The organism is Bacillus sp. FSL L8-0199 (assembly GCF_038005705.1).
In the GTDB taxonomy this organism is placed as follows: domain Bacteria; phylum Bacillota; class Bacilli; order Bacillales; family Bacillaceae_G; genus Bacillus_A; species Bacillus_A cereus.
On the sequence record NZ_JBBOTS010000001.1, the window covers coordinates 5,391,111 to 5,404,787 of the forward strand.

Consider the following 13,677-nt stretch of genomic DNA (forward strand, 5'->3'; position numbering starts at 1 on the left):
ATTCATTCATATTAAGATTTTTATAAACTCATTATATGCCTACCTTAACAGGTATATAGTAGCTTACTTCTTATTTTACAATACAATGACCTAATTCAAAACGTATTCTACATAGTATTAATGAAGATTTAAGGAAACTTATATTTTTTTAAATAGGTCTTACCACTACTGTAACATAAAAAGCAAGCTATCAGTAGAAATCTGTCCTACAAATAGCTTGCTTTTCTTGTTTTTTAAGTAAGTTTTACTATCCAATGAATGGTATGAACATTGGGATGACAACTACTGTTACAACCCCAACTACTGTTACAGCAATACTTGCCATCGCTGCCTCTACCTCACCCATTTCAATTCCTACCGCAACTCCTAATGCATGACCCGCTGTTCCAAGTGCTAAACCTTTTGCAATCGGATGTTTCACTCTAAATGTTTTTAAGAATAATGCTCCTAATGCGTATACGATAACTGCGTTGAAAATAACTGCAAACGATGTAATTGCTGGAATACCACCAATACTTTCTGAAATTGGTAACGCAATTGCTGTTGTTGCTGCTTGTGGTAGCATTGAATTCATTACTGCTGTATCTAAACCGATTGCTTTTGCAACAATGAACACGACAATTACTGAGCAAATAGATCCAACCACGATAGCTGATAAAATTTGCCACCAATATTTTTTCAACTTATCAACTTGTTTATAGAGTGGGATAGCAAATGCAATTGTTGCTGGCTCTAAGAAGAAACTAATCATTTTTCCGCCAGTATTATATTCTTCAAAAGTAAAGTTACCTACCTTTAGAAAGACAATCCCTAATACCATCGCTACGAATAATGGTGTAAATAGGAAGAACCCTTTTGAATGCTTGAATAATAATGTTCCGATTCCGTATGCGATTAATGAAACGACGATTCCGAAATATGGAGTCATTGTGCTTGCCATGTTCATTACCTCCTAACAATATATAAATGCAATGGTTACGCAACCTTTCCGTGCTTGCGTCCTTTATTTACTACTTTCAATTCTTTTGTATCTTCTGTTTCTTTTTCATCTTTTCCTAAAATAAATTGTGCAAATAACCCTGTTACAGCAAGTAAAATAACTGTTGCTACAACAATTACAGTTAAAATTTGTACAAAGTATTGCCCCATTACACCAAGAGAATTAATAACTGAAATACCTGATGGGACGAATAAGAATCCAATAATACCTGTTAAAGCTGTTCCGAGTGATTCAACTTGCTCCAATTTAATAACTTTTAAACATAATAGACTAAATAAAATAACTAACCCGATTACCGATGAAGGCATTGGAATTGGTAAATGTGTTGCAATAATATTAGAAATTAACATAATAGCTGAGAATATGAATGCTTGTGATAAGAAACTATATACTTTTTTCGTACTCATTTTGGCCACCTCTTTCGATTTGGTACCTTTATTGTATAGGATACAAACGTATAAGTAAGCGTTTACATAACAGAACGTCAAATATACAGAATCAGTTACAAATATAAAAGGATGAAATACAAAAGCTGCTTCTTAAATACGAAGCAGCTTCTTGAGTTCTTTTGCATATGTACGGCTAACAGGTACTTTCGATCCTTCTTTCATGATTAAATTATAAGTAGAATTAAACCATGGCTGAATTTCAGTAATATGATTAATATTCGCAATAAAGCTACGGTGTACGCGCATGAAGCTTGCTTGTGGTAACTTCTTCTCTAAAATTACAAGTGTATCATGTGTTACATACGTTTCCCTCGTTGTTTTTACTGTTACTTTCCCATCTACAAGCCCTACATATATAATATCTTCAATATTCACAAGTACGATTGATTCTTCAATTGGTAATGCTAATTTATGCATCTCTGCTGTTACATCTGTCCCCTTTATTTCGTGCTTTGTTTCTATTTGCGCTTGTTTTTGTTTTTTATACTTCTTTAATGTCTGCACAATACGCTCTTCATCAAATGGTTTTAAAATGTAGTCTAACGCATCTACTTCAAATGCTTGCAGCGCATATTGATCATAGGCAGTAGCAAATACAATTGCAGGTGGATTTTTCATCTTCTTTAATATATTCGCGATTTCAAATCCGTTATCATCGGATAATTGAATATCTAAAAACACAATATCTGGTCTACTTTGCATTAGTTCTTCTAATGCGTCTTCCACACAATCAGCCTCACCAATTATCTCAACTTCTTTCGTTCTCTCTAATAAATACTTTAGTTCATCACGTGCTAACATTTCATCGTCAACTACTAATACTTTTAACACCCGGCTCTTCCTCCCCTACTTTTTTTGGAATAATAAAGGTAATCTCCGTCCCTTTATTTAATTCACTTTCAATATGAAGCATCGTTTCTTTCCCAAATAACCCAATAAGACGTTCATTAATATTATATAAAGCTGTTCCAGTCCCTTTCTTTGACGAAACTACCATCTTTCCTAATTGTTCTAAACGTTCTTCCTCAATTCCCTGTCCATTATCTTTTACTTCAAAGTGAACCATACCCTCTTTTTCAAAAACATGCACTTCCACTTCGCATACTGGTTGCTTCTTCGGAAAAGCATGTCGCAATGCATTTTCAACCAATAGTTGAAGAACAAATGGTGGTACTAAAGTTGTCTTTAGCTCATCTTCAATATACATCTTTACCTCATACTTATTTGGGAACCTTGCTTGTTCTAGTGATAAGTATGCCTGTACATGGTTTAATTCTTGTTCTAGTGGAATCAATAACTGACGTGCCCCTTGCAAATTACAACGGAAATATACGCTAAGCTGTAATAATAACTTCCTTGCTTTTTCTACATCTGTTCGGCATAAAGCTGATACTGTATTAATCGCATTAAATAAAAAGTGTGGGTTAATTTGCGCTTGTAATGCTTTTATCTCCGCATCTTGAAGTAATTTACTTTGCAACTCAGCTTCTCCTAACTCTAACTGCGTGGAGAATATTTTTGCTAACCCTTCTGCTAATTCCTCTTCCACACGACTTAACTGGTTAGGATTTTTGAAATAGAGTTTTAATGTCCCTATCGTATTTCCATGCGAAGTTAGTGGAATTACAATCGCCGCTTGCAAAGGGCAGCCTTCATGTTGACAATTAATAACCTCACGTGATTTCGCTTTCATTATTTTCCCTGTGTTTAACACTTCTTTCGACAAACCGGTTATTAAACTATGTGAAGGAATATGGTGATCTGATGCTAATCCAACATGAGCTAATATTTTCTCTGTATCTGTTAAGGATACCGCATCTGTTCCTGTAAAACGGTGAATAATTTGTGCCACATGCTTACATGATTCTTCTGTTAAGCCTTGGCGGAAATACGGTAACGTTTTATCTGCAATACGTAATACTTTATGAGTCTGAAGTGCCTTTGCATTCTCCTCCTGACGCAAAATAGCTTGTATCATAGAAAGTAAAATAAAACTTCCAAAACTATTTACAAGAATCATTGGTATCGCTATTGTTTTCACAACGCTAATTCCATCCTCTATAATTAATAAAATCATAAGCATTTCTAAAGATACGATAAAAACACTTAAAACTGCTGAAAATTTAGGAGTAATTGTACGATTATATTTTTTGAAAATATATCCGATATAACCAGTTATAATCCCAGCTAAAATAGAAGAGATTGCGCAGCTTAGCGCTGTCGTACCACCAAGCATATAACGATGAATACCAGCAATAAATCCGACTCCAACCCCTACAATAGGGCCACCAAGTAAGCCGCTAATACCAACACCCATAATACGCGTATTCGCAATTGTACTTGAAGAAGAAACACCTTGTAACCAGTTTTCATTCATAATCGTATTTCCTGCTATTTCAATCCCAGTGTAATTGCTTACAATTGTAAATACCGAAAAAATACAAATAAGCTTAAGCTTATCTACATAGCCATCCTGTTTATGAAGGAGGCGTCTGAAAGTTTTAATATGAGAGAGTAAAAATCCTAAAATAACTATAAGTCCGACTCGTTCGATCATCATGAGTACTAAATTTAGCATCTTTGATTCATTCCTTTTTATTTAGTTAGTTTTATTATGGGAAAATAATGAAGTCGGCGTCAAGAAGAACGAAATGTTTTTTGAAATATTTTACACATAATAAATTCCTCTTTATTTGACAATACAATAGAAGAGTGCTAAAAATAAAGTAATATAATACAGTCCTTTAACCCAACCCCGTGAGGTTGAGAAGGAAGTCGGAATACAATATACGTATGTTCTTTTTTGGGGATACGTATGCTTTTTTGGCCTTCTCATCATATCAGGTGAGAAGGCCTTTTGTTATTCTTCCATAGCGACTGTAGAAAATAAGGAGGAGTAATAATGAACGTCACTACTGATGTACAACAAGCAACAGAGGAGACGAAAGCGAAAAGATATAAAACATTATTTGGTTCTGCGCTAGGATATGCAGCAGAAGGTTTAGATATGTTGCTATTATCTTTCGTACTTGTCTATATTTTAAAAGAGTTTCACTTAAGTCCTGTTGAAGGTGGAAACTTAACATTAGCTACCACAATAGGGATGTTAATTGGTTCTTATTTATTTGGATTTATTGCTGATTTATTTGGCCGTATTCGTACAATGGCCTTCACAATCTTACTGTTTTCACTAGCAACCGCACTCATTTATTTCGCAACAGACTACTGGCAATTATTAATTCTGCGCTTTTTAGTTGGAATGGGGGTTGGTGGTGAATTCGGAATCGGAATGGCCATTGTAACAGAAACATGGTCTAAAGAAATGCGCGCTAAAGCGACATCTGTTGTTGCACTTGGATGGCAATTTGGTGTACTGGTTGCTTCACTCCTTCCAGCATTTATTGTCCCGCACTTTGGATGGAGAGCCGTTTTCTTATTTGGATTAATTCCAGCTTTACTAGCTGTCTATGTCCGTAAAAGTTTAAGTGAACCGAAAATATGGGAGCAAAAACAACGCTACAAAAAGGAACTATTGCAAAAAGAAGCTGCAGGTAAATTAACAACTACTGAAGCAGAACAACTAAAACATATAAAAAAATTCCCACTTCGAAAGTTATTTGCCAATAAAAAAGTAACAATTACAACAATCGGTCTTATTATTATGTCGTTTATCCAAAACTTCGGATATTACGGAATCTTCACATGGATGCCCACTATTTTAGCAAATAAATATAACTATACATTAGCAAAAGCAAGTGGCTGGATGTTCATTTCTACCATCGGTATGCTAATTGGAATTGCAATCTTTGGTATTCTGGCTGATAAAATTGGTCGCCGTAAAACTTTTGCAATCTATTATATTGGCGGTACAGTATACTGTCTCATTTACTTCTTCTTATTCACAGATTCAACATTATTATTATGGGGAAGTGCATTGCTTGGATTCTTTGCAAATGGAATGATGGGAGGGTTTGGAGCAATTTTAGCTGAAAACTATCCTGCTGAAGCTCGCTCTACCGCTGAAAACTTTATTTTCGGTACAGGACGTGGGTTAGCTGGATTTGGGCCTGTTATTATTGGCTTACTCGCTACAGGTGGCAACCTACTTGGAGCATTGTCCTTAATTTTTATCATCTACCCAATCGGGTTAATTACAATGCTACTATGTGTACCAGAAACAAAGGGAAAAGTATTAGATTAAACGTAAAAGAGGAAGCATCTCATTTAAGATGCTTCCTCTTTTACGTTTTTATTTATTTTGATTTACTAGCCTTCTGAAATAAGAATGCAGTTTTATCTTCTTCTTTTACAATACCTTGTTTTAATGCTAATTCTCCCGCAACTTTAGGCGCTAACCATAGCATCGGGAATAACAAAATTGATACCGGAACTGCCGTCACCACGATAAACGATTGTAGCGCATTAATACTTCCTTCACCCATATATAAAAGAATTGCTGCAACTGCGCCCATAATAAGCGACCAAAAAATTCGCAAACTAATTCTAGGATCTCCGTCTCCAGTCACTGCCATTGAAATGGAATACGCCATTGAATCTCCTGTTGTCACTACAAATAAAATTGTTAATAAAAGAAATGCTGGTCCAATAATATTAGAAAGTGGCAATTGTCCTGTAATTGCAATCATAGCTGCCGGCATACCAGATTCACTTAATGCGTCCGAGATAGACCCAGGATTCATCAACTCATAAAACACGCCTGATCCACCTAATATAGTAAACCAAAACGTTGTAATAATAGGTGCGATAATTCCAATTGCAACGATGATTTCTCGAATCGTTCTCCCTCTTGAAATTCGACTCACTAAAATTGCCATCATTGGTCCGTATCCAATAAACCATCCCCAGAAAAAGATTGTCCAAGATCCTAACCAACTTGTATCACCACGGTATGTGCTCATCGGTATAAACTCATTTACATAAAATCCAAACGAAGAAACAAACGAATCAATAATAAATCCACCTGGCCCAAATAGTAATATGAATGCCATTAATACAATTGCTAATCTAACATTTAAATTACTTATAATTTGAATCCCTTTATCAATACCTGTTACTGCCGATATGGTAGACACGGCCACCACACAAACAATAATTGCTAATTGAGTAGTAAACACATCAGAAATTCCAAATAATTCTTGTAATCCATAACTTGCTTGTAAACCTAAAAATCCAATTGGGCCAATTGTACCTGCAGCTACTGCAATAATTGCAGCTGCATCAATTATCGTTCCAAGCAGGCTCTTTCTTAATTTTTCCCCAAAAATAGGATATAAAAGCGTTCGAGGTTTTAGCGGCATATCTTTATGATAATGTCCATACATCATAACTACCGCACTAATTGTACCTAAAATCGTCCATGCTAAAAATCCCCAATGCATATAACTTTGTGCTAAAGCAGGCATGACTGCTTCTTTCGTTCCAGCAGATATACCATCATGTATTGGTGGCACCGTCATCAAATGATACATTGGCTCTGCTGCTGCCCAAAAAACGCCACCTCCGGCAAGTAATGTAGACATAATAATAGCAAGCCATTTTGCCGTACTAATCTCAGGTTTTTCTAATCCTCCAAGCTTAACTCTCCCATATTTGGAGAACGCCATACACATCGCAACAATAAATGTACCTAATAATAAAACTTGCCAGAAGGCACCGAAATATTTAATTGAAAAAGCGAAACTTTTATTAATCGCACTCTCTACATAATCCTTGTTCAAAAAAACTGCAATTACAAATAATAAAAGTGAACCACCACTAATAATAAATACAGGCCAATCAGTTTTTCGACTCTTCATCCTCATTTACACTTCCTCCTTCCTCAGCAATCTAAAAAAACAACTTTATTATGTTTTATTGTTTAAAACCAAAACACAATAATTATATATGCATAACATTTTATCGACTTCCCACATACTTATGTTGTCCCTAAAAATATGCCAAATCCCTTATTAAAAAGAAAGAATCTCTTCCTCTTACATAAAAAAGCAAAACAAAAGACCTTATATTTCTATAAGGTCTTCGAAACAGAAATTTGATTATAACATAAGGAACTCCTTGGTTCAAAAAGCCTCTTCCAAAAATAACCGAGAGTAAAGGCTTCCATTTGCTACATAACAGTAATTTAAAAAAATTATATTTCACAGAAAAAACCTATACTAAATATCATTTATGAAAGAAATTTGGCTTCAAAATTTCATTCGGATACGGTTTATGATAAATGTGGGTGGTAGCTGGAGATAATGGTGGAATAAGCCATACCCAATTACCTGTTACAACACGACCACAAGCAGCTTCTTGCTTCTCAAATTGCTGAAATTGTTGTGCAGCAGTATGGTGATCAACAATACTAACTCCTTGTTTTTTAAAGGAGTGTAGTACGGCAATATTCAACTCAATTAGCGCCTTATCTTTCCATAAGGTACCGTTTCTCGATGTATCTAAATCCATCATCTCCGCAACAGCCGGAAGTAAATTATAACGATCATGATCTGCTAAGTTGCGCGCCCCAATTTCTGTTCCCATATACCATCCATTGAACGGAGCGGCTATATAAGAAATACCGCCAATTTCTAAACGCATATCTGAAATCATTGGAACACCATACCATTTTACTCCAAGTGATGAAATAGGGTATTCTGGGTGTTCAATTGGCACTTCTTTTACTTCTTCTCTCGGAATTTCTTTATATATAGGCGCTTTTCCATCTATAGAAAACACAAGTGGCAATACATCGTAATTCGTACCTTCTCCTTGCCAACCAAGCTCCTGACAAAAGTCCGTAAATGTAGCGGAATGAGAATCACCAATCACTCCCGTTTCTGTTTTATATCCTGCATATCGAATCAATTGGTGATTATAAATTCTTATATTATTTTCTTCACCTTGATATTGCTTAAAAATCGTAATGGTTGGTTTAACTTTTCCGTCGTTCGTTGCATATTTAATATGATGAATTAATGCATTATATACACCCTCTTCATCATTTACTTCGCGCGCATCTAATATGTGCATCTTACTCCAAAATAGTCTTCCAATACATCTATTACTGTTACGCCATGCCATTCGTGAACCATGAACAAGTTCTTCAAATGTATGCTCATATGTCCCTGTCTTCTCTATCTCAATTTGAATTTCTTTTATACGTTCTTCTATCAATTGTTCTTTATGAAGCTCCTTATAACAAATCGTAATAAAATTACTTGCTTCCTCTATTAATTGTTTCGTTTTACTCATAAACAATCTCCTTCTATTTCAACAAAACCCTGCTACTTTACAGTATAAGCAAAAAGGATAGGAGTCACAAATGAAAGTGAGAGTGTTACTTTTATTGTAATATTTTTCAGAAAATTAATGGACTTACTATTGACTTATATGGAAAATGGGTGTATTTTTGACTCAGGTAAAGTATTTTTACCTAGACCAACTTTTTAAATGGAAAGGAGGTAATGTTATGTCTTCATTTCAATTGCCAAAGCTTTCATATGACTATGATGAACTAGAGCCACATATTGATAGCAATACACTTTCCATTCATCATGGAAAGCACCATGCGACATACGTAAACAATTTAAATGCTACTTTAGAAAATTATACTGAATTACATAATAAATCTTTAGAAGAATTGCTATGTAATTTAGATGCTTTACCGAAGGAAATTGTTACAGCTGTACGAAATAACGGTGGTGGTCACTATTGTCATAGTCTTTTTTGGGAAGTGATGAGCCCACGAGGTGGCGGTGAGCCTAATGGAGACGTTGCAAAAGTAATTGATTATTATTTCAATACCTTTGACAACTTAAAAGATCAACTTTCCAAAGCTGCTATTAGTCGTTTTGGAAGTGGCTATGGATGGCTTGTTCTTGACGGTGAGGAACTCTCTGTTATGAGTACACCAAATCAAGATACGCCTTTGCAAGAAGGGAAAATCCCCTTACTCGTAATTGATGTATGGGAACATGCTTATTATTTAAAGTATCAAAATAGGCGCCCAGAGTTTGTTACCAACTGGTGGCATACAGTAAACTGGGACCAAGTAAACGAGAAGTATTTACAAGCAATTCAATCACAAAAACATTAGTCGTACGTATAAGGTAAATTTGGTAATGTAAAATCAGTATTGTCGAAATCCTCCAGAATCCCCCGGATTGCCACCGGGGGATTTATGATTACTTCATTGTATTTATATAATGTTTTAAAACATTTTTCATTTCTAGTTCCAGCTCTCGGAACAAAAATCCAAATTCACGAGCCTTTCCATTATGTAACGTACAGTTAGTTACCTCATTATAAGGAGCTATATTTCCCCCAGCTTTCTGAATGAGTGCTTTTATTCCCGTCTTCTCTTCTATGAAATGCATAATTTCTTCCATAGAAACTACTCCGTTACTACAGGCGTTAATTGCTCCTCTCACATTTGCCATTCCGCACCAAGCTAGAAACTCTCCTGCCTCTTTTTCATGTATAAATGACAAAGTTCCATCTACATGATCCACAACGATAGGTTTTTGGTTCACAATACATTCAACGTAAAATTGTAACCTTTTCGTATAATCATTTTCTCCAATAACAACTGGAAAACGCACTGCAACGACTGGGAATGTTGCATGTTGAAATACAACGGCTTCAGCTAATCTCTTTCCTTCACCATAATTGAAGTCATTCCTATCTCCATACGCGATTGCATACTCGTACGGATTAAAGTCTTCTTCTGATAAGCTTAGGGCAGGTTCATAGACGGCCATTGAAGATGTCATAACATATTTCTTCGTTTTCCCTCGTAACACTTCACATATTACCTTCGCTGCATTCGAGCTATAGCATAAATTATCGTATACAATATCATAAATTTTATCTCCTAGACGCTCTGCTAGTTGTTTTTCATCTTCCCTATCTACAATAAGTCTTTTTACTCTACTGCCAAAAGAATCTTCCGTAATTCCTCTCGTCGCAATCGTTACATCGTGCCCCTCTTGCAAAAGTGCTTCTACTAAATGTTTACCAAAAAATCTTGTTCCCCCTAGCACCAATACTTTTTTCAACTTCATCATCCCCACTTTAGCAAATTGTAAAATACTACCTCTCTATTATAAGTGCTAACATATAAAAAGCATGGAATTCGTTTAACGATTCCATGCCTTTATACAGATAATATATTAACGGACTCGATATTTATAAATACAATAACAGAAGTACAAAATAGAAATTACTGATACATAAACCCATAGTTCATATACAAATCCCTCTCCCCACACTCCCATAAAATAAAAGAGTGAAGGTAAAGTCAATGTTACCCATGATTGTACGAAGGCAATCCTTCCAAGATATTGATTAATGTTCTTCTTTTGTGTATTTAATACAAAGAATAAATACCAAAGTAATGCCCACATAAACCACGTTAACGCATTAACAACATCATGGAATTGAACAAATGAAACAACCATATAGAATAAGGCTATAATTGCTACCCAAATACAAAACCATCCTAGACCACTACTATCCATTCCTTTTATAAAAGTAACACCTACATATAAATAAGTTAATCCAAATAAGAAAGTAGCCGCATATGAATACACTGTCCAATTGCTTTGGTCAGAAATCATAATCAAATAAAACGGAATAATAATTTGTAGTGCACCCACAAATAAATTAAAAACACCCGCACTTTTCATCTCTGCTTTCCCTAATATAACAAGACTATTTAAAAATAAAGCTGCCCCTGAAAGTAATAATCCTACATAACCCATATATATTCGTGTGAAAATCTTTACCTTTCACACTTTTAACCTCCCCACACTATAAAATGATACTTATATTATTTTTCTTCCCATTTAAAACTACATACATAATTTTTCATCTAAATAAGTCAGACCTCCTACCTCAAAAAAGGAGTGAACTTAAAACGCTTTCAATAATAAATAATCCTATCAAAACATGAACTAGGATTCCTTGATTATAAACGTACTCTAGCAATGATACAAGTGTTGGAATACATTTCAATAATACGCTTTCAATTCCCATAAAAAATCAATAAAATAATACATTACTCTATCTCATTCTACTACCTTGTAGCATAAGATATTGTAAAATCATATCATTTAAAACAGCGAACGTTCTTTTCTAGGTTCGCTAATAAACTTAGTAGAAAATGAATATAAAAAATGACCTCTTGCTTTTATGCAAAGGTCATTTTTGTATATTCACCATTAAACTTCTAGATAGCCATTTTTATTATTTGATTGCCATTTCCAAGAGTCAGCACACATTTCTTCTAATCCGCGTGTTGCCTCCCAGCCTAATTCACGCTTTGCTTTCGATGCATCAGCAAAACATACTGCCACATCACCTGGGCGACGCTCTGTAATTTTATAAGGAACTTTCTTGCCTGAAACTTTTTCAAATGCTTCAACCATCTCTAGTACACTATAGCCCATGCCTGTGCCCAGGTTATAAGCATCTACTCCTGTTGTACTCAGTACTTTCTCAAGCGCCTTTACATGACCATTTGCTAAGTCCACAACATGGATGTAATCACGGACTCCTGTTCCATCTTTCGTTGGATAGTCATTTCCGAATACGCTTAATTCTTTTAACTTACCTACCGCTACTTGCGTTACATATGGCATTAAGTTATTTGGGATTCCATTTGGATCTTCTCCGATACGCCCACTTTCGTGTGCACCAAATGGATTGAAATAGCGAAGTAATGCGATACTCCATTCTGGATCTGCAAATGCTACATCACGCATAATTTGCTCAATCATTAATTTCGTTTGACCATATGGATTTGTTGCACTTAATGGAAACTCCTCCGTAATCGGTGACGTTTCCGGGATACCATATACAGTTGCAGATGAACTAAAGATTATCTTCTTTACATTATGTTTCTGCATTACTTCACATAGCACTAACGTGCTTGTAATGTTGTTATGATAATATGTTAATGGAATCGCTACTGACTCCCCTACAGCTTTAAATCCTGCAAAGTGAATAACTGCTTCAATTGAATTTTCTTCAAAAATTGCGTCAAGCGCTTCGCGATTTAAAACATCTTCTTTATAAAACTTAAATTGTTTTCCTGTTATTTCTTTCACTCGATTTATAGATTCTACCGAGCTATTCGAAAGATTATCCACTACTATAACTTCGTAACCGCTATTTAGTAATTCTACACATGTATGACTACCAATATATCCTGCTCCACCTGTTACAAGTATTGCCATAATTATAGTCCTCCATATTTCATTCATTATAAACTTCTCAAAGTATATCACATATTTCTTATCCTATGTTTAACATGCGAACACAGAAACTTACATTTTATCCCATAATAATTTTATAACATATACGATTCTAATCAGGTAATAAAAAAACGCCACATAATAAAAATTATGTGACGTTTTTTTATTAAATTACGTAACAATATACACTTAGAAAATGCGCAAGACTACCTAATAATACAAAAACATGAAAAATTTCATGATGCCCCATATATTTAAACTCTAACCATTTTGGCTTTGTTCCATAAATAAATCCACCAATTGTATAAAAAATGCCACCAAGTACTAAGAAAATAATGCCTCCTGTACTTAAATTCTCAGCTAACGGCGCAAAGAATAAAACAATTAACCAACCCATCGTAATATAAATTGCTGTCGATAACCACCTTGGACAATTAAACCAAAACATTTTAAATACAATGCCACAAATCGCAGTTGCATAGACTAAACAAAATAATAGCAAACCACTTGCTGAATTTAATGTAATTAAGCAAAAGGGTGCATATGTACCTGCAATTAATATAAAAATCATAGAATGATCTAGCTTCCTAAAGAAGTATATAACACGTTCATTGGCCACAACACTATGATATACAGCTGACGCCGTATAAAGGACCATCATTCCAATACCAAACAAAATAACAGCTGTAATTGCAGCAAATGATGGCATCTTGATAGAAACTTTCACAAGCATAGCTAATAACGCAATAAATGATAATATCGCTCCACCTAAGTGAGTAAATGCATTAACTGGTTCTCTTACATAAGTATTCATAATAACACCCCTCATATAATTACATGTAGTTTTGATAACTACATGTAATTATATACACATTTCTTTTTAAGGTCAACATTTACAATTCATTTGTTTCGTAATACCATATTTAAAGATATATTAAACATTAAGTTCCACTAAGTTATAAAAGTGAGG

12 protein-coding genes are annotated in these 13,677 nt (G+C 34.7%); 2 read left to right on the plus strand and 10 right to left on the minus strand.

From position 1 onward, the window contains the following. Nucleotides 1-247: 247 nt before the first annotated feature. The 4 genes from lrgB to lytS form a co-directional block, all read right to left on the minus strand. A complete protein-coding gene (lrgB, locus tag NST86_RS27860) occupies nucleotides 248-940 on the minus strand; it encodes an antiholin-like protein LrgB (protein WP_000168868.1) in 693 nt (230 codons plus the stop codon). Nucleotides 941-975: 35 nt separating this feature from the next. Continuing rightward, complete coding sequence (gene lrgA, locus NST86_RS27865; RefSeq protein WP_000104901.1) at nucleotides 976-1,407, minus strand: antiholin-like murein hydrolase modulator LrgA; 432 nt, start codon at nucleotides 1,405-1,407, stop codon at nucleotides 976-978. Between the two features lie 132 nt (nucleotides 1,408-1,539). Continuing rightward, entirely contained in the window at nucleotides 1,540-2,280 is a 741-nt protein-coding gene (locus tag NST86_RS27870) for a LytR/AlgR family response regulator transcription factor (RefSeq protein WP_000921841.1), read from the minus strand. Then, on the minus strand, nucleotides 2,258-4,027 hold the full coding sequence (gene lytS / locus NST86_RS27875; protein WP_000933590.1) for a two-component system sensor histidine kinase LytS: 1,770 nt from the start codon (nucleotides 4,025-4,027) through the stop codon (nucleotides 2,258-2,260). The genes NST86_RS27870 and lytS overlap by 23 nt, the downstream gene beginning before the upstream one ends. Before the next feature lie 324 nt (nucleotides 4,028-4,351). On the opposite strand from lytS, the gene NST86_RS27880 reads away from it, so the two are divergent. Next, nucleotides 4,352-5,650, plus strand: coding sequence for an MFS transporter (locus NST86_RS27880; RefSeq protein ID WP_001103402.1), 1,299 nt, complete (start codon nucleotides 4,352-4,354; stop codon nucleotides 5,648-5,650). 52 nt (nucleotides 5,651-5,702) lie between these two features. Here the strand turns inward: NST86_RS27880 and NST86_RS27885 are convergent, their stop codons facing one another. Together NST86_RS27885 and NST86_RS27890 are read right to left on the minus strand one after the other, a co-directional pair. Then, nucleotides 5,703-7,271, minus strand: coding sequence for a BCCT family transporter (locus NST86_RS27885; RefSeq protein ID WP_001242442.1), 1,569 nt, complete (start codon nucleotides 7,269-7,271; stop codon nucleotides 5,703-5,705). Nucleotides 7,272-7,632: 361 nt separating this feature from the next. Next, a complete protein-coding gene (locus NST86_RS27890; RefSeq protein WP_000047624.1) occupies nucleotides 7,633-8,703 on the minus strand; it encodes a nitric oxide synthase oxygenase in 1,071 nt (356 codons plus the stop codon). Between the two features lie 217 nt (nucleotides 8,704-8,920). Here NST86_RS27890 and sodA point away from each other — a divergent pair, with 217 nt between their 5' ends. Further along, entirely contained in the window at nucleotides 8,921-9,547 is a 627-nt protein-coding gene (gene sodA, locus NST86_RS27895; protein WP_000094037.1) for a superoxide dismutase [Mn], read from the plus strand. Between the two features lie 88 nt (nucleotides 9,548-9,635). Here the strand turns inward: sodA and NST86_RS27900 are convergent, their stop codons facing one another. The 4 genes from NST86_RS27900 to trhA form a co-directional block, all read right to left on the minus strand. Next, nucleotides 9,636-10,517: an NAD-dependent epimerase/dehydratase family protein gene (locus NST86_RS27900; RefSeq protein WP_033683613.1), complete on the minus strand. Its 882-nt coding sequence runs from the start codon at nucleotides 10,515-10,517 to the stop codon at nucleotides 9,636-9,638. A gap of 105 nt (nucleotides 10,518-10,622) precedes the next feature. Then, nucleotides 10,623-11,213: an AmiS/UreI family transporter gene (locus NST86_RS27905; protein ID WP_000542569.1), complete on the minus strand. Its 591-nt coding sequence runs from the start codon at nucleotides 11,211-11,213 to the stop codon at nucleotides 10,623-10,625. A gap of 459 nt (nucleotides 11,214-11,672) precedes the next feature. After that, nucleotides 11,673-12,689: a UDP-glucose 4-epimerase GalE gene (gene galE, locus NST86_RS27910; protein ID WP_016118979.1), complete on the minus strand. Its 1,017-nt coding sequence runs from the start codon at nucleotides 12,687-12,689 to the stop codon at nucleotides 11,673-11,675. 184 nt (nucleotides 12,690-12,873) lie between these two features. Continuing rightward, the gene (gene trhA / locus NST86_RS27915; protein WP_001099728.1) at nucleotides 12,874-13,521 is read right to left on the minus strand and encodes a PAQR family membrane homeostasis protein TrhA; all 648 of its coding nucleotides are present in this window, start codon (nucleotides 13,519-13,521) and stop codon (nucleotides 12,874-12,876) included. Between the last annotated feature and the right edge of the window lie 156 nt (nucleotides 13,522-13,677).

What these genes read in the sequence shown, in the direction of transcription:
- NST86_RS27905 (WP_000542569.1), bottom strand. Translation starts at nt 11,213, where the DNA reads ATGGGTTATGTAGGATTATTACTTTCAGGGGCAGCTTTATTTTTAAAT.
- lrgA (WP_000104901.1), bottom strand. Translation starts at nt 1,407, where the DNA reads ATGAGTACGAAAAAAGTATATAGTTTCTTATCACAAGCATTCATATTC.
- sodA (WP_000094037.1), top strand. Translation starts at nt 8,921, where the DNA reads ATGTCTTCATTTCAATTGCCAAAGCTTTCATATGACTATGATGAACTA.
- NST86_RS27900 (WP_033683613.1), bottom strand. Translation starts at nt 10,517, where the DNA reads ATGATGAAGTTGAAAAAAGTATTGGTGCTAGGGGGAACAAGATTTTTT.
- lytS (WP_000933590.1), bottom strand. Translation starts at nt 4,027, where the DNA reads ATGCTAAATTTAGTACTCATGATGATCGAACGAGTCGGACTTATAGTT.
- NST86_RS27880 (WP_001103402.1), top strand. Translation starts at nt 4,352, where the DNA reads ATGAACGTCACTACTGATGTACAACAAGCAACAGAGGAGACGAAAGCG.
- lrgB (WP_000168868.1), bottom strand. Translation starts at nt 940, where the DNA reads ATGGCAAGCACAATGACTCCATATTTCGGAATCGTCGTTTCATTAATC.
- galE (WP_016118979.1), bottom strand. Translation starts at nt 12,689, where the DNA reads ATGGCAATACTTGTAACAGGTGGAGCAGGATATATTGGTAGTCATACA.
- trhA (WP_001099728.1), bottom strand. Translation starts at nt 13,521, where the DNA reads ATGAATACTTATGTAAGAGAACCAGTTAATGCATTTACTCACTTAGGT.
- NST86_RS27890 (WP_000047624.1), bottom strand. Translation starts at nt 8,703, where the DNA reads ATGAGTAAAACGAAACAATTAATAGAGGAAGCAAGTAATTTTATTACG.
- NST86_RS27885 (WP_001242442.1), bottom strand. Translation starts at nt 7,271, where the DNA reads ATGAGGATGAAGAGTCGAAAAACTGATTGGCCTGTATTTATTATTAGT.